The organism is Pantoea sp. MBD-2R (assembly GCF_039134845.1).
Lineage (GTDB): Bacteria > Pseudomonadota > Gammaproteobacteria > Enterobacterales > Enterobacteriaceae > Erwinia.
Map to the genome: position 1 here is coordinate 4,392,114 of NZ_CP152417.1, position 23,329 is coordinate 4,415,442.

A 23,329-nucleotide genomic window follows, 5' to 3' on the forward strand; every position below is an offset into this window, starting at 1 on the left:
TTCTTTTATAGCGCGTTACGCTGTAGTTGACGGATATAGGCGTCCCAGTGCAGCAGATATTTCTTATTTTTTATGCTGTTATCAAACACCTGCGCTGCTTTTTCTGCAACCGCGTCAGGGACGATATTCAGCTCTGCGCCGCCCGCTTGTGCCGCCAGTTGCGCTACGCAAGATCGTTCCAGGTAATAAAGGTTATAAAATGCCTCTTCCAAATCCCGGCCGCAGGTTAGCAAGCCATGATTTCGCAGGATCAGCGCATTGCGATCGCCAAGATCGGCAACAATTCGCTGCTGCTCATCAAGATCCAGCGCAATCCCTTCATAGTCGTGGTAGCCCAGTCGCTGGTAGAAACGCATGCTGTGCTGGGAGATCATCAGCAGGCCATTTTTCTGCGCCGCTACGCCAATGCCCGCAGCAGTATGCGTATGCAATACCGCATGCGTTTCTGGTCGGGCGCGATGAATAGCACTGTGGATAACATACCCTGCCGGATTGATCCCCAGCCCGGTAGGATCGTCAATAATTTCCCCTTCCAGGTCGATCTTGACCAGCGTTTCCGGCGTGATTTCATCAAAAGTTTGCCCATAGGCATTGATCAGGAAATGGGGCTTATCGCCGGGCACCCTCAGCGAAAAATGAGTATAGATATGATCGGTCCAGCGCAGACGTGCCGCCAGCTGATAGCACTGAGCCAGCTTGATGCGGGCTTGCCATTCGGCATCGGTAATACGTGCGCGAAGAGATTGAGCAGGATGTAATGCTGACGCGACAGTCATAAGATCTCCTGAGTTAGCAATGCGATGAGCGGACCCGTCCGCGGCAGGGCATCCTGACACAGAAGAAAACGGCGGGGGAAATGCTGAATATGGCAATAATTTGCATATTATTAGCTATATATCTGCATGCTTTTGCACCTTCTGGAGGGCTGGCCTAAGATTTTTCTTATTATCGCGAAGGGACATGCTACCTTAACGCCTTGAAGATGCCGATTGTGGCAACAGAGGATAATAGTGGATTCTCATCTTAAAAAGGGCCGGGAAAGGATAGGGGCATTACTGGCTGTGGCCGGGATAGTGCCATTAATCCTTTGCGTACTTTTTACCTTTATTAACGCACGACAGGTTGTGCTGCGACAGCAGGCTACTACAGCGGCCATGCTGCTGACCCACGCCGAGACTATCAGCGATCAGGCGTGGGATATGATCGGTCAGCTGCGCACATTTTCCGGGCGGCCCTGTAACCAGATTAATGAAGAGCTGCGACAGTACGCTGCCCTGCACCCTTATTTCCGCTCCCTTGGTGTTGTTCAGGATGATCTAATCACCTGTTCCTCCGCATTCGGCAGTCTCACCGATAATGTTGCCGTTATGATCCAGCGACAGCCGCCTGAGAACCGTAAGGCATGGTGGATGCTCTCCGTTAACGGTACCTATGCCGTTAAAAGCCGTCCGGCAATTATTTTTATGCGCGAGACGCCCACCCGTTTCAGTGCTTTTGCGCTAGTAGACGGGCAATATGTCCTGGATTTTATGAACGCGGTGGGTAAAAGCCAGGGCGATGCGATTACGTTACAGTTTGGCGAAGGATTTGCTATTCCCAGCGGTCATTCAGTCATCAGCGCCGGGAATTCTCTGTTAAGCGCCACCACATTAACCGTGGCATCCAGTCGTTATCCGATTGTGGCCCGTATCACCTCTTCCGGTAGCGATATTGCCCTTAACTGGCGGCATGGTTTGTTCACCTTTTTGCCGATGGCGGCAGTTCTGTCGTTGCTGCTGATGGCCGTCACCCATAACTGGCTGAAGCGGAGATTATCACTTCGCGACCAGTTGCGTCGGGGCATTTTGCATCGTGAATTTTCAGTTAATTATCAGCCTGTGTATAACGTCAAAACAGGCGCTGCCAGCGGCGCTGAAGCTTTAATGCGCTGGCAACTTCCTGACGGTAGTTGGGTAAGACCAGACCTGTTTATTGCGGCAGCCGAAGCCGAAAACATGATCGTTCCCCTGACGCAGCTGCTGATTGAAATGGTTATTGAAGATGCTCAACATTGGACGCTTCCTCCGGGCTTTCGTCTGGCGATCAACGTCGCCGCCGATCATATCCAGCATCCTGATTTTGTGACAGATATTCGCCAGCTCGCCGCCGGTCTGGCCGCCCATCAGCCTAACCTTACGCTGGAGCTCACCGAGCGCAGCCTGCTTTCCGATGGGGAAGACGTCATTCAAAAACTTCAGTTGCTGCGTCGTGAGGGCATTCATATTGCCATTGATGATTTTGGTACCGGGCACTGCTCGCTCTCTTATCTGCAAACTTTCCCGCTCGACTATCTTAAGATCGACCGCGGCTTCGTTAATGCAATTGAGTCGATCGACGGCGAAACGCCGGTACTCGACGCTATCATTATGCTGAGCCATAAGCTAAAGCTGAAAATCGTGGCGGAAGGCGTCGAAACGCCGGTTCAGCTTCAGTACCTGAAGGATCGCGGTGTGGTCTTTATTCAGGGCTATCTGTACGCCTGCCCGATGACTGGCAGTGCCCTGACACTCTGGCTGCAAGAAGAAGGCCGTCGGCCGTTGATGCCGGATAATGGTTAAAGTGCAGAGCATGGAAAGTATTTAGTCGCCCTGCTGTCCTGGGCACCTTTTTATTCTGAGAATGCGGGCTATTTAAACCTGACTTTACGGTGTTAAATTATGATAAAACTGGCCGGGAAAGATTAATTGCCGTTACGGCGTTTTAATATGGCCCGTAATGCTATAGCGAGGGTTTCATCTTCCGTAAGTATGCATTCACTTTTTATTCCTGCTGCTTCATGCCGTGCTTTAATACGTCGATGTATTCGCGCCAGCGTAGGGATAATATGTTCTTCCTGCTGTTTATATTCCTGATAAAGTTTGCGATGGTCCGGACGGTTGACGTTTCTCACCCGCGCCAGCTGAAGCGTCCGCAAAAAGCCCAGAAAGCGCTCTCCGCGCCCTGCCAGCGGGCCATCATCATGGCGTTTCTGGCAAAGACATTCTCTGCCGGTTAACCCTGGTAATACTTTATCAAGTACCCGGCCGTAGTTCAGCCAGTCATTACGTTGAAAATAAACCTTATATTTATTGGGGAGAAGCAAGCGGCATGGCTGTTGGCAATTTAAATTAAATTCAACACGATCCAGCATATTCAGCCAGTCATTTTCATAACCAGTTCTTATATTATACATTGCACTCTCCGCAAAAATGCGGCTGGCAGTATTACCCATCATCGCAAAGCACGCAACCGTAAAATCAACAATTGTCTTATCGTTAATAAAAATGGAATAACGGATTAGAGGTTTTTTCTCTCAATGCTATTATCTTCTGTTTATTGTTCCTTTTCAAAATCAATAAATAAAAAGGCGTACTGACCCTGGGAAAGCTTGAGCAGAGGCTGTTTTGCCTGCCCTAAAAGACAAAAGGCGTTTTCCCGGCAGATAATGTTACAAATTGTTACATAATCTGATTTCTGGTAGAAATTATGTTGCAGGGCGAAGAGAAGATATAATGAATACAGACAGAAAAATGCTAAGCGAAGTACAAATGCGCTACATTTCTCTGTTCTGAGCAAAAAAGCAACACACAATTTGACCTGTTTTGCCTGCCGCCATCATACGGCTGAGCGCCAAATGGGCAAAAATTTAATTGGGAAACAGACAATTACAGGGTGTTTTATATGAAGCTACGTAGGAAGCGTGTTAAGCCGATTGGCTTAAAAGACGTAACGATCATTGATGATGCCAGGTTACGCAAAGCCATTACTGCCGCATCGCTGGGTAATGCCATGGAGTGGTTTGACTTTGGGGTATATGGATTCGTAGCCTACGCTTTAGGCCAGGTGTTTTTCCCGGGCGCTAACCCAAGCGTGCAAATGATTGCCGCGCTGGCAACCTTCTCCGTTCCTTTCCTGATCCGACCGCTGGGTGGCCTGTTCTTTGGTGCGCTCGGTGATAAATACGGCCGTCAGAAAATCCTCTCCATAACCATTGTTATCATGTCGGTCAGTACCTTCTGTATCGGCCTGATACCCTCTCATGCCTCCATCGGCATTTGGGCGCCAATCCTGCTGCTACTTTGTAAAATGGCTCAGGGCTTCTCGGTCGGCGGTGAATATACCGGCGCATCGATTTTTGTCGCCGAATACTCGCCTGACCGCAAACGTGGCTTTATGGGCAGCTGGCTGGACTTCGGTTCAATCGTCGGTTTTGTTACCGGTGCAGGCCTGGTCGTACTGATTTCAACCGTAGTCGGCGAAGCTAATTTCCTTAGCTGGGGCTGGCGTATTCCGTTCTTCGTCGCTCTGCCGCTGGGGCTGATTGGTATCTATCTGCGTAACGCGCTGGAAGAGACCCCGGCGTTTCAGCAGCACGTTGATAAGCTGGAACAGGGCGATCGTGAAGGTCTGGCCGACGGTCCGAAAGTGTCGTTTAAAGAGATTGCCACCAAGCACTGGAAAAGCCTGCTGGCCTGCATTGGCCTGGTTTTATCCACTAACGTCACCTACTACATGCTGCTGACGTACATGCCAAGCTATCTGTCGCATAACCTTCACTACTCCGAAGATCACGGGGTAATGATTATTATCGCGATCATGATCGGCATGCTGTTTGTTCAGCCGGTAATGGGTTTGATGAGCGATAAGTTTGGTCGTCGTCCCTTCGTGATTATCGGGAGCGTTGCGCTGCTGTTGCTGGCTATCCCTTGCTTTATGCTGATCAACAGTAATGTGATGGGGCTGATTTTTGCCGGCCTGCTGATACTGGCGGTGGTTCTTAACTGCTTTACCGGCGTTATGGCTTCATCGTTACCGGCGATGTTCCCTACTCACATTCGTTACAGTGCGTTGGCAAGCGCCTTTAACATCTCGATTCTGGTAGCAGGCCTGACGCCTACACTGGCTGCCTGGCTGGTTGAATATACCGCCAACCTTTATATGCCAGCCTACTACCTGATGGTTGTCGCAATTGTCGGTCTGATCACCGGTATCATGATGAAGGAAACGGCCAATATGCCGCTGCGTGGCGCCACGCCAGCCGCTTCCGATCTGAATGAGGCTAAAGAGCTGTTGCAGGAACATCACGATAATATCGAAAGCAAAATCGATGATATCAGCGAGCAGATCGCCGAGCTGGAAGCCAAGCGTAAGCATCTGATCAATCAGCATCCCAACATCAACGAATAGCTGTTGCGATAAATAAAAAGCCCGCGAATATTCGCGGGCTTTTTTCTGTGGTTAAGACAGTGCAGCTCAGGGAGCATTACTCATTTTTCTTGCCGCTCAGTGATGTCCAGTAGGTTCCCGTTTCCGGCAATGGCAGAAACTCACGGTTCATCTCATCAAGCGTTTTCGTCGGATCCAAATCGCTGAACAGCTGCGGATGGAGCGCTTTGGCAAAGACTTCAGCAATCAGCAAATGCCACGGGCTGAGGTAAAAATTGTGCCACAGCGCCGTCGCTTTCCCGTTACGAATGGCGGCAAGCTGCGAGATAACCGTCTCTCGTGCCACTGCCTGCACAAAGCTCTGGTGTGCAGCAGCTTTTGTCACCTGCGGGCCGAGCTGTAGCTGGTCAGCCTGCTGCGGACCTGACATCCCCGTCGCCAGATAAACATCCGGGTTCGCGGCAATGACCGCCTCCGCACTCAGCTGGCCAAATACGCTACCAAAATGCCCGGCCGCAATGTTATCACCACCCGCAAAAGCCAGCAGATCGGCAAGATTACCGCGTCCAACAGTCGTGCAGCACTCCTCACGGCGCCCCAGATGCAGCTGGATCATCGCACGGGTTCGGGCCGGTTTTGCCTGCCGTAAGCGCTCACGGATAAAGTCCATATGCTGTTGATAAAAACCGATAAAACGCTGTGCTTTCGCCTGGTCGTTTAACACGTCACCAAGGAGTTGCAGGGTAGGCACCGTGTTATGCAGCTGATCAACGCGGGTATCAATGTAAATCACCGGAATCCCTGCCGCTGTCAGCTGCATCAGCAAGCTGTCCTGCGCACTGGGCTTTTTAGCATAGACCGGCAGGATCACCAGGTCAGGTTGCAGTGCGATAACCTTTTCCACATTGATTTGCCCAGGATTCGCACTACCGATAATCGGAATCGCTTTGATAGCCGGAAACGCAGCGGTGTACCGCGTCCAGGTTTGCCTGTCGTAATGTTGCAAATCGGCAGGCCAGCCAATGACGCGTTGCAGAGGATTGCCTTTTTCCACCAGCGCCAGGGTATAGAGCATTCGCCCTTCCCCCACCACAATACGCTGCGGATTGTCCGGCACCGCCACCTTACGCTGCAAGATATCAGTGACGGTCTTCGCCTGTACCACGCTGCTGACCAGCATCAGCAATACAATCAGCGTTTTTTTCATCGCTTATCCTTAGGCAACGGCGATCAGAAATCGACTGCGGCAGAAACGTAAACCACGCGCGGCTCGCCTTCGCTGACGCGCAGATTACCGCCGCTCGACTCATAATACTCTTTGTCGAACAGGTTGTTGATGTTCACTTTCAGCTGGGTGTGTTTGCCTACCAGCTTGCTGTCCCAGGCAACGAAGGCATCGGCAACGGTGTAGTCCGGCATGGTGAAACTGTTTTCCGGATCGCCAGCACGGTTGCCCACATAACGAGCGCCGCCACCTACGCGCAGTTCGCCCGGCAGCCAGGAAAAGCGCATGCCGTGAGTCAGATAGAGGCTGGCCATATTGGTGGGTGCATTAACCAGACGGTTGCCCACGTTGTCCGGATTGACGTCATCCTCAACGATTTCCGTTTTATCGTGGCTGTAGGTCGCGATCAGATTCCAGTCCGGTGCCAGCTCGCCGTTAATTTCCACTTCTGCGCCCGTTGAGCGCGCTTTGGGAATGTTGCGCGTGCTACCGTTAATCAGCACAGACATGTCTTTTTCATCGATGCGGTAGAGCGCCAGCGTGGCGGAAACTGCCGGCACCATCTGCCATTTAGCGCCCACTTCATAGGTTGTCCCTTTCTCGGTAGAGGCGACGTTGCCGTCATCATCCGTCTGGGTCGAAGGCGTAAACGAGCGGCTGTAGCTACCGTATAACGAGAGATCCGGCAGCACTTTATAGACCAGCCCCATCTGCGGCAGGAAAGCGTCGCCTCTGTCGTTCAGGGTGGTTGCCGGGTTCGACCAGCCGCTACTGGCAGTCTGGGTATAGCGCTGATAGCGGCCGCCAAGTACCGCAATCCATTTGTCGTTCAGGTGAATACTGTCTTTGGCAAACAGCGAACGGCTGTAGAGATTGGTGCGTAGATTGCTCTGAGCATCGGAGACGGTGCCGGCATTGACCGGCGGCTCTTCACCATAGACCGGATCGTACATGTTGAAGGTCTTCGACACCTTGCCGCGATAAGAATAAGCTTTGTAGGTTTCGTTTTGCTCGTAATCCGCACCAAACATGACGTCGTGCTGCATGCCAAAGATTTCCGGGCTGCCGCCAATATCCCAGGAGAGATAAGTGGTTTGGTGGTTGAAGCCACGGTTGGCATCTGCACGGCGCGAAACGATGCCGGTCGTGGTATCGATGGCCGTTGCCCGCACTTCGTTGCTATCGTAGCGACGCTGCATCCACGCGTAGTTGAAGCGTGTTTGCCATGTCTCATCCAGGTTATAGGCGTAATTAACGTTCAGGCGCTTGTTTTTGCCGTAAGCGTGGTTAGCACTGTCGTCCAGACGTTCGTTATAGGGAATATTAACCGGCTTTTTATTGATAAAGGCCGTCCCGCGATCGACCGGGACGTCGAACTTGTATTCCGTATAGCTGATATTGAACGAGGCTTTTTCACCAACCCAGCTCAGTGAAGGCGAGATAAGCGTATGTTCATTGACGCCAAAGTTGCGCCAGTAATCTTCACGCTGCCGCTCGGCGATCAGACGAAAAGCAAAACCGTTGCCCAGTGGCCCGGTGATATCAACCGAGCCGCTGCCGCCGCCCACGCTGCTGGTGCTACCTGCAACGTGCGTATTCCATTCATACTGTGGTTTTTTACTCACCAGATTGATCACGCCGCCGGGATTGAGGATCCCATACAGCAGCGAAGAGGAGCCTTTCAGCACTTCCACGTGGTCGATCGTCGAATCCATCGACAGACCCTGGTTACTGCGTACGCCGTCAATAAAGATTGAGCCATCGGAATTTGAGCCAAAACCGCGCTTAACAAAGCCATCTTCAATGCCGCCCAGCGTATTGCCCTGCGCAACGCCACTGACAAATTTCATGGCGTCATCAACGGTTTTAACCTGATAGTCATCAACCACTTGCCTGGTGACCACGCTGATGGACTGCGGCGTTTCGTTACGTGGCGTTTTCGTTTTACTTGCGGTGGTCGCGGTATCCTGGCTGTAGCTGCCGCTTTCAGCCTGGTCGGCGTTAACCGTTAACGTCTGGCTCTCAGCAGCAACAGCGGCGTGGCTGCTGACAAGTGAGAAGATAGCGATTAACGAGGTTTTTCCATGGGTGCGAAAAAGGGTATAAGGTGCTGCGAAGGGTGTTTTCATGAATCTTTGAGCAACTGTTGTTTATATTAATAGTTGCGGATGATAATGATTTTCATTGTTATTAGCAATTTCAAAAATTGTTTCTTCCTTTCGGCAACCGCGTAAAAAATGGGCCCGAAGGCCCACTTGAATCACGTTCAGGCGGTATCTTGCTGTTAGAACTGATATTTGAGGCCCAGGTTTCCGGTATAACCTTCGCTCCCCGGCCCGAAGCTGTGGGAATATTTAACCTGGCTATAGACGCTGAAACGGGGATTAAGACTGGCGCTGACGCCCGCGCTTGCCTGCCAAAACCCCCGACGGACGTCAGGCCTGAGCGTTTCATTATTCATATCAATGCCTGGCGTATGCCCCAGCATCTGTACCACATCGCCCTGAATGTAGGGCTTGATGTTCTCCCCGTCGTAAACCAGCCTTATTCCCTCACGTAGCTGCGCCATCATCAGGTTTTGATCCTTCAGCTTAACGCCGCTGGAGTAGGTTTGACTGATGTTCATATACTGCCCCATCGCCTGAAGCTGAGGTTCCAGCTTCAGTTTATCCACCAGCGTAAAAGGCTTGCCCACTTCCATCGACAACACGGTTGCGTAACTGTCCATTTTGGCATTGGTTTGGCTGGAGAAGTTATTGCTGTAGCGGGTGAGCTGCGCGACATTGTCGAGATACGCGCCGCTATCGTCCCAGAAAGTCAGATAGGCGCCGATGCCGTAAGCGTTGGTCTCGATTTTTCCTACGTCCACAGACAGCCCTGCTCGCGCGCTACGGGCCGTGTCCTTATTGCTGCTGGTCTGGTGTCCAAGGGTGATCATCGGACCGGCCGTCACATGCCAGCTTTCTGCCAAATCCTTCTTCAGAAGATCGCCACCCAGCTGAACAAACGCGGTGTTCACATCAAAAGCAAAACGCCCCGCCTGGTAATTATCATGGCGGCCATACACCCTTCCCCACGCCGTGCGATCTTTCTGTGTCGCCCCAACCCGCTCATGCCAGCTGCCGATTGTGGCAAAACCGTAGGCTGAATTGAGATAAGGCGCAATCAGGTAGCCTGCCGTTTCAGCCCTGTAGGTTACTGGTCCGGGCGCTGTCGGGATTGTCGGGGAGTCGGGTTCGGTAGTCTCCGCCGGATCGGCTGGAGTAATCGGCTCAGCGGTGTCGGCCGGGATGGCCGGGTCAGCAGTATCCGCGGGGGTAGCAGGCGTTACGGGATCGACAGGCGTATAGCTCGCCTGCAAATACCAGCTGTTATCGTTGATATTGTTGAGGAAATACTCATAGTTTCCTGCTACAACGCTGTTATTACGCAGGTTAAAGGTGGCCGCCTGCGCATCGCCAGCCACGTCGACTAATAAAATCCCGGCGCTGGTCGCCGCTCCAAGCCCGCCTTTGTTATTCACCGTCAGCACGTAATCCCCGGACGCGCTGCCGTTAACCTGAATTCGGTCGGTGGCAGAACTGTCGTCACCAAGCTGCGTATTCATTACAAACTGACCCGAGCCGGTCAGATCGCCATCGATGGTTAGCGTACTGAAGCCAGAATCGTCGGTAAAAATAGCGGTGCCTTTGTTCTGCAACAGGTTATTTACGTTTGAATCACCGGTGATCAGCCAGCTGCTGGTATTGTCGAGGATTAGCTGATTAACGTTCTGCGTCGCACCGTTTAACGTTGAACTGTTGGAGAGCGACAGATTAAGCGTGCTGTCGTAGCTGTCCGCAATCACATCGCCCAGTAAAGTCACATTGTTATCCGCTGTAACGTCAGCTTGCGAATAAGTGATCGCCCCTTCCGACGATGTTGTCGGCTGAATGCTTAATGCCACGCCATCGCCGCCATATACCAGGGTGCCGTTGCTAAGTCCAAGGTCAAGCGCCGCGCCCTTAACTAAGACGCCGGTTGACGCTTCGCTGCGTAACGCGACATTATCCAGCGTGATTGTACTTTGCTGGTTGTCCGCGCTATTAAGCACATTCAGACCCACCGCGTTACCGGTTGTTGTCACCGTGCTGTCAGTGAGTTTCATGGTGGAAAGCGAAGCAATGAGTGCATGGGCATCCGTTCCACTGGTATTCAGCGTCAAATTACTGGCAGTGACCGTTGAGGCAGCCGCGTAAATCCCCGCGCTGCCTTCGCCCTGGGTGGAAATCGTATCATTACTGCTCTCCACGGTACTGTTCGCAATGACCATGCCATAAGCGGCATCGCCAGCGGTGGAGAGAGAGATATTTGCCAGGGTGGCAGCGCTGCTGCTATCCGCATAGAGACCGTGCGCCAGCTCGCCAGAAGTCGTAATGGTTGAATTTTTCAGATCCAGGCTGCTGGTTTTCTTGATGTAGACCCCGCGTCCGTTACTGGCTGAGGTTTCTATATCGGTATCCGTCACGGTTAAGGTGCCGTTACGGGCTGCCAGGCCAAAGCTGGTAACACCGGTTGTGGTAATAGTGGAATCATTCAGGGTCAGCTGCCCGCCATCTACGGCCCACGCGCCATAAGCTTCAGTCCCCGATGTGGTAAGGGTCAGATTTTCTCCGGAGACATTCCCACCGGAGACAATACCGTGGCCGGCATCACCGGAGGTGTTGATGGTTGAATCGGTTAAGGTCAGTTGCCCGCTGGTAGCGGTAAACGCGCCATAAGCTTCAGCACCCGATGTGGTAAGGGTCAGATTTTCTCCGGAGACATTCCCACCGGAGACAATACCATGGCCGGCATCACCGGAGGTGTTGATGGTTGAATCGGTTAAGGTCAGTTGCCCGCTGGTAGCGGTAAACGCGCCATAAGCTTCAGCACCCGATGTGGTAAGCACGCTATCGGTTAACGTCGCCGTACCTGCCTGTACTTGAATCGCATGAGCCTCGCTGCCTGAAGTAGTGAAGCGGCTGTTGGTCGCGTTAAGCGTCGTTGTGGCATTGGCCAAATTTGCCCCTGCGGCTCCTGTGCCCTCGGTCAGGTAGCTACCGCCTTCGAGAATCGTATTGGACTGCGAATTGATATCCAGCGCGTATCCGCTGGCCAGCGTGGTATGCACGTTGACGTTGGTTAGCGTCATATCACCATTCATTGCCCGCAATCCCACGAAACCAGTGTTAATGGTACTGTCTTCCAGCGTCAGCGAACTTCTCGTCGTGTTGTCGTTTCCGGTACCGTTTCCGACTTTGATGGCGGCTTTAGCAGTGGTCGCAGCATTAATCGTGATGTTGCTGGCTGTCAGGGTACTGCTGTCCAGAAAGAGGGCGTTATCACTACTTGCAGCCTGCTGAGTTATATTCACATCATTCAAGGTGCCGCTGACGCTAAAAAGAGAAATCACCCTGTTGGTTTTTTCGGTTGCGCTGAGCGTCAGGTCGCTGGCTTTTAGCGAACCGCCATTCAGTCTGATACCCTGTGTTAAATTTCCATCCAGTTGTGCAGAGACATCATTGAGTATCAGATCGCTATTAGTCGCCATAATAGCGGCACTGTTGGCGCCTGAGATCGTAAAGCGGCCTGTGTTGATGGTTAAGGTCGCGTTTTCCATATCAACGCCGTGCGCGCTGCCGCCCGCCGTCGTTAATGTTGCATCATTCAGTTCCAGGCTTGAGCCATCACGAAGTTTGGCCGCAAAGGTGCCGCTATCCACCGTCGTAAAGGTGAGTCCCGGATCCGTAATTAACGTGCTGCCGGTTCCTGTCGCATTAAGTGGAAAATCGTCTTTTTCACGGGAGCTGTAGCTTTCAGTAACCTGGTACGTCGATCCATCAGTGACCGACCAGGGAGAAGCTGCATAACTGCAAAGAGGAAACAGCGCTAACGTTAATAAGTTAAGAGAAAAATATTTTGCTTCCATCGCCATAATGCATCCTTTCGTTAATATCCATAATAATCAAAAGTGATGAACGAATTTATCTGTTCTTTTTTGCGAGGAAGGATTTTAAAATCAGCACAATTGCGGCGTTTAACTGATAAAGGCGTAACTGGCGGGCGCCTGATTTTATAATATGAAAGGGATACAGTCCGAAGTCCTTTCCATCAATCACTCTGCCTTCCTGGCGTGCTTATCTTAATGGATTATGTTATCGATCAAAAAATTATTTTTTTAAGAAATTACTGCTTAAATATTTACTAAAATATTCCGTTATTTTTAATTTCCTGCCTGCATTTTTTTGAAAAGAAAAAATAAATAAAATTAAAACAGCCTTTTCCGTGCTGGAACCACTCCCGTTTAATAAACGGTTAAGACGGTTAATAGCCGATGCACAAGGATTGCTGCTGGCGATGGCTGGAAGAGGATCATCGCCAGGTTCACCGACTTCCCCCCGCTGCGGGCTTTATCGTCGCTTTGGGGAAGTGAGGCAAAAATCCGGCTGCCGTGAGTGACCGATCGCCTTGTGGATCATCTGACTATCGTCGGGCGAGCGCATTTTTCGCCAGGCCATACAGAACGACCAGCATCGCGCCAACGGTCCCGGCAATGATATGCAGAGAGTGAACAGCGGCGGTGTACCTTAAAATCGCCGGATCGGTGACCAGCATACTTCCGGCAATCCAGCCAATAAGCGCGCCACCCACCATAACAATAAAGGGAAAGCGACCCAGCAGCGCCAGCACCAGTTTGCTGCCCATCATAATAATCGGAATGCTGATAATCACGCCAAACGATACCAGCCAGAGATTACCTTTACCGGCAGCGGCCACCGCCAGCACGTTATCCAGGGACATCACTACGTCGGCCATGGTGATCGTCAGCACGGTTTTCCACAGTCGGTTATCGCTGGCGATATCCGCATCATCCTCTTCGCTGGCCACCAGCTTGCAGCCAATCCACAACAGCAACAGCGCACCGACAATTTTCAGCCAGGGTACCGAGAGCAGATAAACGGCAATCACTAACAAAACGATGCGTGCAATGACCGCGCCTGCCGTCCCGAGCACGATAGCTTTTTTCTGCCGCTCAGGCGGTAATTTGCGGCAGGCCATGGCGATAACGACGGCGTTATCGCCTCCCAAAAGCAGATCAATCAATACGATTTGCAGCAGAATAACGGCGAAATCCAGATAATCCATAACCAACTCTATTAGCAGAAAGCGGGATAATTCCCGGTAGCAGTGAGACAACCCATAGTATCAGACAGTTCACCAGCAATCGTTTCAGGGTAAATTTTTGATTCTCTGAGTAATCTAACTTTAGCATGCTTACTGCAAGGCAGGTTGAGGCCACCTGCGGCTTTGCGAAAGTGATGAACGGTCGAAGCCTGGGGTAGATAAATTCAGGTTCGTGGCTGTTTAGCATTACCGAAAAATCGCCAAAAACGGGTTTTAAAAAATCAAATGTATAACTTGACCTTTCTCAGGAAAACCTTTAAACCTTTTCAAAATAGCAAGATTGCCAATTAGTTTTTTTAATTTAGATAATGGAAGTGGGAACTTAGCTCAACAAGGAAAGTGAGGTAACACGGATGAGTAAGCGTGAAGATATTCTGGATTCATCAAAATTCAGTTCTGAAAAAGAAATAAGGCATGGGCTTATTTACTCGGAAATTCTGGGGTGGCTGGATATGGGGCATGCCAGAGGAGACGATATTCGAAATCTTATGGCGCAATTTTCCCAAGGTGAGAGCAGCAACAAAGCCTACTATGAAGTCCGCTATGAACAGACTATGAGGATTAGTCGGTTTATAACAGGAAGATTTAATATTTGGCAGATAAAAAAAGGCCGTTCATTAAAAGAGCGACAAAGCATTGCATTGGCAATGATGATGAGTACTGCTATAGCATTTGAGAATTGGCAGTCCATGATATGGTTTAATTGGCATACTGATAGCGGTTTTAGCGGGGAAGATCTTATATCCAATCTTTTTGGTTTTTATAGAGTGAATTTCCCACGCAATTACTGGGAAGAACTTCGGATTGTCTCCAGGGAAGCAGCATTACGCCGCTGGGATCACTATGGGCCTGTCGGAAATTTCAAAAATACAGGATTTCTTCCATTACTGTTCCCTGACCCGGCTCAAAAATTCCTGTGCCCGCGCCCTTTTAAAGGTAATCTCCCGAGGTTTATGACGCAAATCTCCCCCTATAAAATAATAGATAACGATGAGATTGTACGTATTAATAGCAAAAAGGCAGGCATCACTAGTGCGGTGGGATAAAAATGAGTAAGAAGAAAAAAATTGCAGCGACCGCAGTCATTGTTGCCTGTGCATTCCTGTTGATTGATTACAGTATGCAGAAAATTGCCGCACAACGGGAAGGGTATTCACATAAAAATATTTGGGCATACTATCTCTATACCGACAGTGATATCAGAAATGCACCACGACTCTCCAGACAAGTTCATTTCACCTGGGTTGCCCAGGACGGCAGTCAGCCGCAAGAAAGTAGCATTGTTTATCACCAGAAGGTGGATATTAACCAAATCAGAGATTACCTGAGGAAACTTGGTTACGAATGCGTCGAGCGAAGCAGCCATGATGAAAGATGGGAACGTAGCAACAAAACAATGCCTGCCTTTTACATTTCCCAAGATAATGAGAGTGGAACAACCACGCTCAGCAAATCCCGCTATCGCTAAAATTACGCGCCGGTCATAGCGTTTTTATTTCACAAGGCCCAAGTGGGCCTGTTTAAACCTATTCTCAAAGCGCCTGCGCGCAAGCCCAGGCCGAACTCCAGGCCCACTGGAAGTTGTAGCCGCCGAGCCAGCCGGTGACGTCGACCACCTCGCCAATAAAGTACAGGCCCGGCACATCCTTCGCTTCCATCGTTTTGGAAGAGAGCATGCGGGTATCCACGCCGCCCAGCGTCACTTCTGCCGTACGGTAGCCTTCCGTGCCGTTTGGCTGCACACGCCAGTTGTGCAGTGACTCCACCAGTTCGCTTTGCTGACGGCTGTTGAGCTGCTTCAGCGTGCACTCAGGTACGCTGCCCAGCAGTTGCAGGCATTCGACCAGGCGACGCGGTAGCACCTTTGCCAGCGTGTTTTTCAGGCTCTGATTGGGATGCATCTCGCGTTCTTCGTTAATAAAGCCGCTCAGCTCACGTTCAGGAGAAAGGTTGATAGTGACAAATTCGCCAGGCTGCCAGTAGCTGGAAAGTTGCAGTACCGCCGGGCCAGACAGCCCGCGATGGGTAAACAGCAGCGCTTCTTTAAACACCGTGCCATCTTCGGCCGTCATCACCGAAGGCACCGCCACGCCAGACAAGGTTTGCAGCTGCTCCAGTAGCGGCTTGTGCAGCGTAAACGGCACCAGGCCCGCGCGCGTTGGAAATACCGGAAGCCCAAACTGCTCCGCGATTTTATAACCGAATGGTGAAGCGCCCAGGCCAGGCATGGAGAGGCCACCAGAAGCGATGACCAGTTTCTCCGCCTGAACCACGCTGCCGTTCAGCTCCAGCGTATAACCGGTATCATCACGCGCTACGCTTAGCACTTCACTTCGCAGCCGCAACGCAACGTTACCCGCGTCACACTCCTTTAGCAGCAGCTCGACGATTTGCTGGGCGGAATCATCACAGAAGAGTTGCCCCAACGTTTTCTCATGCCAGGCGATACCGTGGCGATTAACCAGGTCGATAAAATCCCACTGGGTATAGCGCGCCAGGGCGGATTTACAAAAGTGTGGATTATGCGAAAGATAAGCGGCCGGTTCGGTATAGAGGTTGGTAAAATTACAGCGTCCACCGCCCGACATCAGAATTTTACGTCCGGCTTTTTTGCCGTTATCAAGCAGCAATACGCGTTTGCCACGCTGCCCCGCCTGGGCGGCACAGAACAGGCCAGCTGCGCCAGCGCCAATGATGATAACGTCAAACTTTTCCACAACCTTCTCCGGACTACTGCGCAAAAAACGCTGATTGTAATGAGAAGGCCCGCTTCCCGCCAGCGTCACAAAAGCGTCACGGGCCGAAACATTTTGCAATCGTATGATTTTCATCCGAAATTTGTTCGATATTTCTCTCAAATAACACATTGATGTCAAAAAAAGTCTATATTTCACTTTCCCCAGGCGCGGTTTCTCGCTGATAATGCGCCGCGTTCATGTCCTCCAAAATGGCGTAACGCTTATGCTACATCTGTTTGCTGGTCTTGATTACCATACCGGCCTGTTTCTTGTTATTGCTCTGCTTTTTGTTTTGTTCTACGAGGCCATCAACGGCTTCCACGACACGGCAAACGCAGTGGCTACAGTGATATACACCCGTGCAATGCGATCGCAACTGGCGGTAGTCATGGCCGGGGTATTCAACTTCTTTGGCGTACTGCTGGGCGGGCTGAGCGTTGCTTATGCTATCGTTCACTTGCTACCCACCGATCTGCTGCTCAATGTGGGATCGGCTCACGGGCTGGCCATGGTCTTTTCCATGCTGCTGGCAGCTATTATCTGGAATCTCGGCACCTGGTACTTCGGTCTGCCGGCCTCCAGCTCTCATACCCTCATCGGGGCCATCATCGGCATTGGCCTGACCAACGCACTGCTTACCGGAACCTCGGTGGTGGATGCGCTGAACATCCCGAAAATGATCGGCATCTTTATGTCGCTGGTTATTTCTCCCATCGTTGGCCTGGTTATCGCCGGCGGCCTGGTGTTTATTCTGCGCCGGGGCTGGAGCGGGACCAAAAAACGTCGTCGTATTCATATGACGCCTGCGGAACGTGAAAAAATCGACGGCAAGAAAAAGCCGCCGTTCTGGACACGAATCGCACTGATCATCTCTGCTATCGGCGTGAGCTATTCTCACGGCGCTAACGATGGTCAGAAAGGCATTGGCCTGATTATGCTGGTCTTAATCGGTGTCGCGCCTGCTGGCTTCGTGGTGAATATGAATTCGTCAGGTTATGACATTACGCGTACCCGTGATGCGGTTAATCATCTGGATCAGTATTATCAGCAGCATGCCGATTCTCTGACGCATATCATTCAGATGGCACCGCCTGCCGTACCGACTCCGGAAGAAAGTCCGGGCGGTCCGCAGCAGTTCCACTGTGATGCTGCCCGTGCTCTGCCCGCTATTCAGCACGCCCAGGGCCTGTTGAATAACCTGCAAAGCTACGATGCGCTGAGCGTTGAACAGCGTAGCCATCTGCGCCGTCTGCTGATGTGTATCTCTGATACGGCCGATAAAGTCACTAAACTGCCGGATACCACCAGCGACGACAAACGCTTCCTCAGCAAGCTGAAAGGCGATTTGTTGAATACCGTTGAGTATGCGCCGGTGTGGATCATCGTCGCTGTAGCGCTCGCGCTATCGCTGGGAACCATGGTTGGCTGGCGTCGTGTTGCCACGACTATCGGTGAAAAAATCGGTAAGAAAGGCATGACCTACGCGCAGGGTATGTCCGCACAGATGACCGCGGCGGTTTCGATTGGCGTGGCAAGCTATACCGGGATGCCGGTATCGACCACTCACGTGCTTTCGTCCTCCGTCGCTGGCACCATGCTGGTTGATGGCGGCGGCGTACAGAGCCGCACGATCAAAAATATCCTGCTGGCCTGGGTGTTTACCCTGCCGGTCTCGATAGTCTTGTCGGGCGTGCTGTACTGGATTGCGCTGCAGATCATTTCCTGATTAAGCGGAAAGTAAAAGGGCGGGACTTGTTCCCGCCCTTTTTGTTTTCATCTTCACCCGCGCCTCCCTTAGTGCCAGATAATTAATCCCACCAGGCTGATCAATACCAGGCCGCACAGCGCACTGGTCAGAATGAACTGGCCGCGCACCCGCTCACAGCGACGAATAAATTCATCATCATGGTGATCGCGATAGCGTTGCGACCAGATATAACGCACCAGGCGAACCTGTTTGCCCGGCTGGCCGTGTGACGTGAAAAAACCCGCTCCGTCAACATACTGGTACAACAAAGGATCGCACCCACGAAGTACCACCAGTAATGCACGCAAAGAGGAAAAATAGCGCGCCATGTTCACTACACAAACAACGCAAAGAGCCCAAAAGAGTGCAATGGTGCTAATCATGATCCCCTCCCGGCAAACGATCAAAAAAGCCGTTCCCGCGGAAAACGCCGGACACAGCTTTTTGAAGTCATGCCTGCCACATCAATGAACCAAACGGAATTGTTGTTGTAACTACAGAGCGACGGTCAGTAGCGCATGGCTTATCGTCACTGTTTAGTTTAGGAGATGAGCTGAAATTTTTACCAGCGATGTTTTCAGCAAGCAGCAAAAAGAAAGGCCGCGTGAGGTTGATCCCGCTCGCAAAGGGAGCGCCCAACGCGTTACTTGTTAACAATTGGGTCTATAATATCAGGCAGAAGAAAGCGACACGTAGCGCTTCGTTAACCCGCATCTCATTCAACATTACATCTTATTTCAATGTGTTATGATGCAAAAAAGACAACCTTGTCTGCAAAGACGCAGTCGCACTGAATGGAAGGAGTAACATTATGTCTTACAAACACATTCTGATTGCCGTGGATCTTTCGCCCGAAAGTAAGCTGCTGGTCGCTAAAGCCGTTTCCATGGCCCGTCCCTATGACGCCAAAGTTTCTCTGATCCACGTCGATGTTAATTACTCCGATCTCTATACCGGCCTGATTGACGTTAACCTCGGCGACATGCAAAAACGTATCTCTGAAGAAACGCATACGGCGCTTACCGACTTGTCTGGCAGCGCAGGTTATCCAATCTCCGAAACCCTCAGCGGCAGCGGTGATTTAGGCCAGGTTCTGGTCGATGCAATTAAGAAATATGATGTGGATTTAGTGGTGTGCGGCCATCACCAGGATTTCTGGAGCAAGCTGATGTCTTCTGCACGCCAGCTGATCAATACCGTGCATATCGACATGCTGATCGTGCCGCTGCATGATGAAGAAGACGAGTAAAAGCTTAGCAGGCAAAAAAATACCGCTATCGCCCTTACAGGCTGGCGGTATTTTGTATTGAAGGCGGACGCGACCCGATCTGGCAGAAACGCCGCTTTTGCGTCTTTATGGGCGGCCAGGGTTCCCCAGGCCTGCACCACGGGCTTAAAGCACTGACTTATTCGCCCGCTAACGGTGGATAAATATCAAAGCGGTGGCTTTTAGTCACCACGGCCGATTGCGTCGCCACGCCAGCCAGCGGCGGTGCATAATCGGGTCGTTTAACCACGATACGTTTCTTCGCCAGCCGTCTTGCCGGTGCCAGCAATCCGTCAGCGTCGTTATCCGCTCCCACCAACGTCTGGAATACCCGCATCTCTTTCTTTACCAGCGCGCTTTTCTGTTTGTGAGGATACATCGGATCAAGATACACCACGTCTGGCTTCTCACTAATTTCCGTTAGCGCCTCTAAGCTGGACGCATGCAGCAGCGTGAGTCTTTCACGCAGCCAGCCGCCGATTTCTGCACTCTGATAGCCTCGCTGCAAACCATCGTCCAACAGCGCCGCAACGACCGGATGACGTTCCAGCATCCGCACGCGACAGCCCAGCGAGGCCAGCACAAAAGCGTCTCGCCCCAGGCCCGCCGTGGCATCAATCACATCAGGAAGATAGCTGCCTTTGATGCCAACGGCTTTGGCTACCGCCTCGCCACGTCCGCCGCCAAAACGGCGACGATGCGCCATCGCGCCCTCCACAAAATCAACATAAATACCGCCAAGCTTAGGCTCGTCCCGCTTGCGCAGTTCAAGATGCGTGGCGGTCATTACCAGCGCCATCAGCGCCTGTTCATCATGTTCAAGCTGCCAGCGTTCGGCCAAAACAGATAAGGCGCCGTCTCCGGCGCCCGCTTCGTCAATTAAACAGATTTTCACGCCTGTTCCTGAATCCCATAGTGCGCCAGCATTGCATCCAGCTGAGGCTCACGACCACGGAAGCGTTTGAACAGTTCCATTGGCTCTTCAGAACCGCCGCGCGTCAGGATGTTATCCAGGAAAGACTGGCCCGTTTCACGATTGAAAATGCCTTCTTCTTCAAAACGTGAGTAAGCATCCGCCGCCAGCACATCCGCCCACAGATAGCTGTAGTAACCGGCAGCATAGCCGCCCGCAAAGATATGGCTGAAGGCATGCGGGAAGCGGCCCCAGGATGGGCTTGGCACCACGGCTACCAGCTGTTTAATCTCTTTCAGCATCTCAAGAATCTGCGCGCCTTTCGCCGGATCGAACTCGGCATGCAGGCGGAAATCAAACAGGCCGAACTCCAGCTGACGCAGAATAAACAGCGCGGCCTGATAGTTCTTCGCTGCCAACATTTTATCCAGCAGTTCCCGAGGCAGCGGCTCGCCGGTTTCATAGTGACCGGAGATAAACGCCAGCGCTTCCGGTTCCCAGCACCAGTTTTCCATAAACTGGCTCGGCAGCTCGACGGCATCCCACGGCACACCGCTAATACCAGCGACGCCCGGCGTTTCGATACGGGTCAGCATGTGGTGCAGACCGTGGCCGAATTCATGGAACAGCGTGGTGACTTCGTCGTGAGTAAACAGCGCAGGCTTGCCGCTAACCGGGCGGTTAAAGTTACAGGTCAGATAGGCGACCGGCTTCTGCAATGAGCCATCCGCGAGGCGCATTTGGCCGACGCAATCGTCCATCCATGCTCCGCCGCGTTTGTTTTCACGCGCGTAGAGATCCAGATAGAAGCTGCCGCGCAGCTCGCCGCTTTCATCAAACAGATCGAAGAAACGCACGTCAGGATGATAGACATCAACGTCTTTGCGTTCTTTAGCCGTGATGCCGTAAATACGCTTCACGACTTCGAACAGGCCGTTAACCGCACGCTCTTCCGGGAAGTAAGGACGCAGCTGCTCGTCGCTGATCGCATACAGATGCTGTTTTTGCTTTTCGCCGTAGTAAGTCAGATCCCACGGGTTCAGTTCGTCAATGCCATGCTCTTTTTTCGCGAAGGCGCGCAGCTGCTCCAGCTCTTTTTCCGCCTGAGGACGCGCACGTTTAGCCAGGTCGGTCAGGAAGTCAGTGACCTGAGCCGGATTTTCGGCCATTTTGGTCGCCAGTGATTTGTCGGCGTAGGAGGAGAAGCCCAGCAGCTGGGCCAGCTCGTGGCGCAGCGCCAGCTCTTCGGCCATGATTTCGCTGTTATCCCACTTGCCGGCGTTCGGCCCCTGATCGGAAGCACGAGTCGAATAGGCACGATACATCTCTTCACGCAGCGCCTGGTTGTCGCAGTAGGTCATCACCGGCAGATAGCTGGGGATATCCAACGTCAGCAGCCAGCCGTCCTGCTCTTTCGCTTCTGCCTGAGCTTTTGCCGCAGCCAGCGCGCTTTCCGGCATGCCGGACAACTCGCTTTCATCAGTGATGAGCTTGCTCCAGCCCATGGTGGCATCCAGCACATTGTTGCTATAGGTCGAACCCAGTTCGGACAGACGTGAGGCGATTTCACCGTAGCGCTTCTGTTTTTCTTTCGACAGGCCGATACCGGAAAGCTCGAAGTCACGCAGCGCGTTATCAACCGCTTTTTTCTGCGGTGCGCTCAGTCCTTCATAGCTGTTTTCTTTCAGATTACGGTATGCCTGATACAGACCTTCGTGCTGGCCTACCCAGGTGCTGTATTCCGACAGCAGCGGCAGCGTTTGCTCATAGGCCTGACGCAGCTCCGGGCTGTTTTTTACCGAGTTCAGGTGGCTGACCGGCGAGAAAAGGCGGCCTAAGCGGTCATCTACTTCACTCAGAGGCTGAACCAGATTATCCCAGGTGTAAGGCGCGCCCTGAGCCACTGCTTTTTCCACTGCGGCACGGCAATCTTCCAGCGCTTTAGTTACGGCTGGCACCACGTGCTCGGGTTGAATGGCGGAGAAAGGCGGAAGCGTAAAAGAAGTGAGTAGCGGATTGGTCATAGCGCAGTCCTTTTAAATCATGTATGGGCGTGTTCAGGCACGCGATTAAGCTAACATGAGGTTAAGTGTAGCGAAAATCAATGGTGCAGCCGCAGCAGTTCGCTGGTGGGAAAAGAGATTTGCCTGCATTCCGGTGCGAGAGCATAATTTTTCTCCGGCGCAATGTCGTCCTGATTTGCTGATAACAGGGAGTGTATTTATGTGGTATCTGCTGGCCGCATCGCTGTTCTTTCTGCCTTTTCGTTTGCGGATTTCACTGGGTTTGCTGGTAGTTTCGCTGATAGTTGCCGTCCTTAACCATACCTTACAGCCTGTCGCGCTGCTGGTGCTGGTAGTGATGGCTGCCGTGGCTTTCTTCTGTTTTCGACGTAAGGAATCGGATGTTCTCGCAAAGGTTGGCGAAGGGTTACTGGTTCTTAGCGCTGGCGCACTGATGCTGCATCTGGTGCCGGGCTTTACTAACCCTATCGTGGTTGCCGGTGCGCAAGCCGGGCCGGAAAGTGCGCCTTTTACTTTCAATTACAATCTCGATAAAGCGCTGGTTCCTTTTCTGCTGCTGGGCTGCCTGCCCGGGCTTTTAAAACGTCCGGCAACGCCGCCACGAAACCGGCTTTGGTGGCTGATTCTGCTGCTTTCGCTACCGCTTTTGTTACTGATTGCCACGCTGGCTGGCGGGCTGCGCGTCGAATTACATTATCCGGAATGGCTGGGTTCTTTTATGCTGGCCAATCTGTTCTTCGTCTCGTTTGCTGAAGAGGCGCTGTTCCGCGGCTGGTTACAGCAACGACTGAGCCAGCGGGTCGGAAACGGCTGGGGCTTGCTTGCCGCATCTGTCCTGTTTGGGCTGGCCCATGCAGCGGGCGGCGTCATGCTGATCTGTTTTGCCACCGTTGCCGGGCTCATTTACGGCCTGGCCTGGCTGTGGAGCGGACGGGTTTGGGTTTCCACGCTGGTGCATTTTGCTTTCAATATGCTGCATCTGCTGTTCTTCACTTATCCCTTGTGGCAACACCCGCCAGGATAAC

At 52.1% G+C, this 23,329-nt stretch carries 17 protein-coding genes; 7 read left to right on the forward strand and 10 right to left on the reverse strand.

The features are described from left to right. Positions 1-5: 5 nt before the first annotated feature. Positions 6-776, reverse strand: coding sequence for a class II aldolase/adducin family protein (locus AAGQ96_RS20260; protein ID WP_147200201.1), 771 nt, complete (start codon positions 774-776; stop codon positions 6-8). A 234-nt stretch (positions 777-1,010) separates the two neighbouring features. Between AAGQ96_RS20260 and AAGQ96_RS20265 the strand changes: the two genes are divergently transcribed. Beyond that, positions 1,011-2,597, forward strand: a complete 1,587-nt coding sequence (locus AAGQ96_RS20265; RefSeq protein WP_147200202.1) for an EAL domain-containing protein — start codon at positions 1,011-1,013, stop codon at positions 2,595-2,597. A gap of 122 nt (positions 2,598-2,719) precedes the next feature. Here AAGQ96_RS20265 and AAGQ96_RS20270 read toward each other — a convergent pair whose 3' ends face one another. Further along, positions 2,720-3,253 (reverse strand): hypothetical protein, encoded by a 534-nt coding sequence (locus tag AAGQ96_RS20270; RefSeq protein ID WP_342754422.1) that lies wholly within the window; start codon positions 3,251-3,253, stop codon positions 2,720-2,722. Between the two features lie 446 nt (positions 3,254-3,699). Between AAGQ96_RS20270 and proP the strand changes: the two genes are divergently transcribed. Then, positions 3,700-5,205 carry a glycine betaine/L-proline transporter ProP gene (proP, locus tag AAGQ96_RS20275; protein ID WP_147200204.1) on the forward strand — a complete coding sequence of 502 codons (1,506 nt, stop codon included), beginning with the start codon at positions 3,700-3,702 and terminating at the stop codon, positions 5,203-5,205. 76 nt (positions 5,206-5,281) lie between these two features. Here the strand turns inward: proP and AAGQ96_RS20280 are convergent, their stop codons facing one another. The 4 genes from AAGQ96_RS20280 to AAGQ96_RS20295 all read right to left on the reverse strand — a co-directional run bounded on the left by AAGQ96_RS20280 (position 5,282) and on the right by AAGQ96_RS20295 (position 13,576). Then, on the reverse strand, positions 5,282-6,391 hold the full coding sequence (locus AAGQ96_RS20280; RefSeq protein WP_342754423.1) for an ABC transporter substrate-binding protein: 1,110 nt from the start codon (positions 6,389-6,391) through the stop codon (positions 5,282-5,284). A gap of 23 nt (positions 6,392-6,414) precedes the next feature. Next, entirely contained in the window at positions 6,415-8,538 is a 2,124-nt protein-coding gene (locus AAGQ96_RS20285; RefSeq protein ID WP_342754425.1) for a TonB-dependent siderophore receptor, read from the reverse strand. 155 nt (positions 8,539-8,693) lie between these two features. Next, positions 8,694-12,365 carry an autotransporter outer membrane beta-barrel domain-containing protein gene (locus AAGQ96_RS20290; protein ID WP_342754426.1) on the reverse strand — a complete coding sequence of 1,224 codons (3,672 nt, stop codon included), beginning with the start codon at positions 12,363-12,365 and terminating at the stop codon, positions 8,694-8,696. A gap of 548 nt (positions 12,366-12,913) precedes the next feature. After that, positions 12,914-13,576 carry a TerC family protein gene (locus AAGQ96_RS20295; RefSeq protein WP_147200208.1) on the reverse strand — a complete coding sequence of 221 codons (663 nt, stop codon included), beginning with the start codon at positions 13,574-13,576 and terminating at the stop codon, positions 12,914-12,916. 392 nt (positions 13,577-13,968) lie between these two features. Between AAGQ96_RS20295 and AAGQ96_RS20300 the strand changes: the two genes are divergently transcribed. Then, positions 13,969-14,661: a hypothetical protein gene (locus tag AAGQ96_RS20300; RefSeq protein WP_342754427.1), complete on the forward strand. Its 693-nt coding sequence runs from the start codon at positions 13,969-13,971 to the stop codon at positions 14,659-14,661. Positions 14,662-14,663: 2 nt separating this feature from the next. Further along, positions 14,664-15,083: a hypothetical protein gene (locus AAGQ96_RS20305; RefSeq protein WP_342754428.1), complete on the forward strand. Its 420-nt coding sequence runs from the start codon at positions 14,664-14,666 to the stop codon at positions 15,081-15,083. Between the two features lie 64 nt (positions 15,084-15,147). Here AAGQ96_RS20305 and AAGQ96_RS20310 read toward each other — a convergent pair whose 3' ends face one another. Beyond that, the gene (locus tag AAGQ96_RS20310) at positions 15,148-16,332 is read right to left on the reverse strand and encodes an NAD(P)/FAD-dependent oxidoreductase (protein WP_147200698.1); all 1,185 of its coding nucleotides are present in this window, start codon (positions 16,330-16,332) and stop codon (positions 15,148-15,150) included. A gap of 244 nt (positions 16,333-16,576) precedes the next feature. Between AAGQ96_RS20310 and pitA the strand changes: the two genes are divergently transcribed. Continuing rightward, positions 16,577-18,079 (forward strand): inorganic phosphate transporter PitA, encoded by a 1,503-nt coding sequence (gene pitA / locus AAGQ96_RS20315; protein WP_147200211.1) that lies wholly within the window; start codon positions 16,577-16,579, stop codon positions 18,077-18,079. 68 nt (positions 18,080-18,147) lie between these two features. On the opposite strand, the gene uspB is transcribed toward pitA, so the two are convergent. Beyond that, positions 18,148-18,483, reverse strand: coding sequence for a universal stress protein UspB (uspB, locus tag AAGQ96_RS20320; protein WP_147200212.1), 336 nt, complete (start codon positions 18,481-18,483; stop codon positions 18,148-18,150). A gap of 428 nt (positions 18,484-18,911) precedes the next feature. Between uspB and uspA the strand changes: the two genes are divergently transcribed. Continuing rightward, complete coding sequence (gene uspA / locus AAGQ96_RS20325) at positions 18,912-19,349, forward strand: universal stress protein UspA (protein ID WP_147200213.1); 438 nt, start codon at positions 18,912-18,914, stop codon at positions 19,347-19,349. A 157-nt stretch (positions 19,350-19,506) separates the two neighbouring features. On the opposite strand, the gene rsmJ is transcribed toward uspA, so the two are convergent. Further along, positions 19,507-20,262 carry a 16S rRNA (guanine(1516)-N(2))-methyltransferase RsmJ gene (rsmJ, locus tag AAGQ96_RS20330; RefSeq protein WP_342754429.1) on the reverse strand — a complete coding sequence of 252 codons (756 nt, stop codon included), beginning with the start codon at positions 20,260-20,262 and terminating at the stop codon, positions 19,507-19,509. Further along, entirely contained in the window at positions 20,259-22,304 is a 2,046-nt protein-coding gene (gene prlC, locus AAGQ96_RS20335) for an oligopeptidase A (protein WP_342754430.1), read from the reverse strand. Before prlC ends, rsmJ begins: the two co-directional genes overlap by 4 nt. A gap of 199 nt (positions 22,305-22,503) precedes the next feature. Between prlC and AAGQ96_RS20340 the strand changes: the two genes are divergently transcribed. After that, positions 22,504-23,328, forward strand: a complete 825-nt coding sequence (locus AAGQ96_RS20340) for a CPBP family intramembrane glutamic endopeptidase (RefSeq protein WP_342754431.1) — start codon at positions 22,504-22,506, stop codon at positions 23,326-23,328. Position 23,329: the final 1 nt, after the last annotated feature.

Coding starts and splice junctions, on each gene's coding strand:
- proP (WP_147200204.1), top strand. CDS start 3,700: ATGAAGCTACGTAGGAAGCGTGTTAAGCCGATTGGCTTAAAAGACGTA.
- uspA (WP_147200213.1), top strand. CDS start 18,912: ATGTCTTACAAACACATTCTGATTGCCGTGGATCTTTCGCCCGAAAGT.
- AAGQ96_RS20260 (WP_147200201.1), bottom strand. CDS start 776: ATGACTGTCGCGTCAGCATTACATCCTGCTCAATCTCTTCGCGCACGT.
- AAGQ96_RS20340 (WP_342754431.1), top strand. CDS start 22,504: ATGTGGTATCTGCTGGCCGCATCGCTGTTCTTTCTGCCTTTTCGTTTG.
- AAGQ96_RS20270 (WP_342754422.1), bottom strand. CDS start 3,253: ATGATGGGTAATACTGCCAGCCGCATTTTTGCGGAGAGTGCAATGTAT.
- AAGQ96_RS20295 (WP_147200208.1), bottom strand. CDS start 13,576: ATGGATTATCTGGATTTCGCCGTTATTCTGCTGCAAATCGTATTGATT.
- AAGQ96_RS20285 (WP_342754425.1), bottom strand. CDS start 8,538: ATGAAAACACCCTTCGCAGCACCTTATACCCTTTTTCGCACCCATGGA.
- AAGQ96_RS20280 (WP_342754423.1), bottom strand. CDS start 6,391: ATGAAAAAAACGCTGATTGTATTGCTGATGCTGGTCAGCAGCGTGGTA.
- AAGQ96_RS20290 (WP_342754426.1), bottom strand. CDS start 12,365: ATGGCGATGGAAGCAAAATATTTTTCTCTTAACTTATTAACGTTAGCG.
- pitA (WP_147200211.1), top strand. CDS start 16,577: ATGCTACATCTGTTTGCTGGTCTTGATTACCATACCGGCCTGTTTCTT.
- AAGQ96_RS20300 (WP_342754427.1), top strand. CDS start 13,969: ATGAGTAAGCGTGAAGATATTCTGGATTCATCAAAATTCAGTTCTGAA.
- uspB (WP_147200212.1), bottom strand. CDS start 18,483: ATGATTAGCACCATTGCACTCTTTTGGGCTCTTTGCGTTGTTTGTGTA.
- prlC (WP_342754430.1), bottom strand. CDS start 22,304: ATGACCAATCCGCTACTCACTTCTTTTACGCTTCCGCCTTTCTCCGCC.
- AAGQ96_RS20305 (WP_342754428.1), top strand. CDS start 14,664: ATGAGTAAGAAGAAAAAAATTGCAGCGACCGCAGTCATTGTTGCCTGT.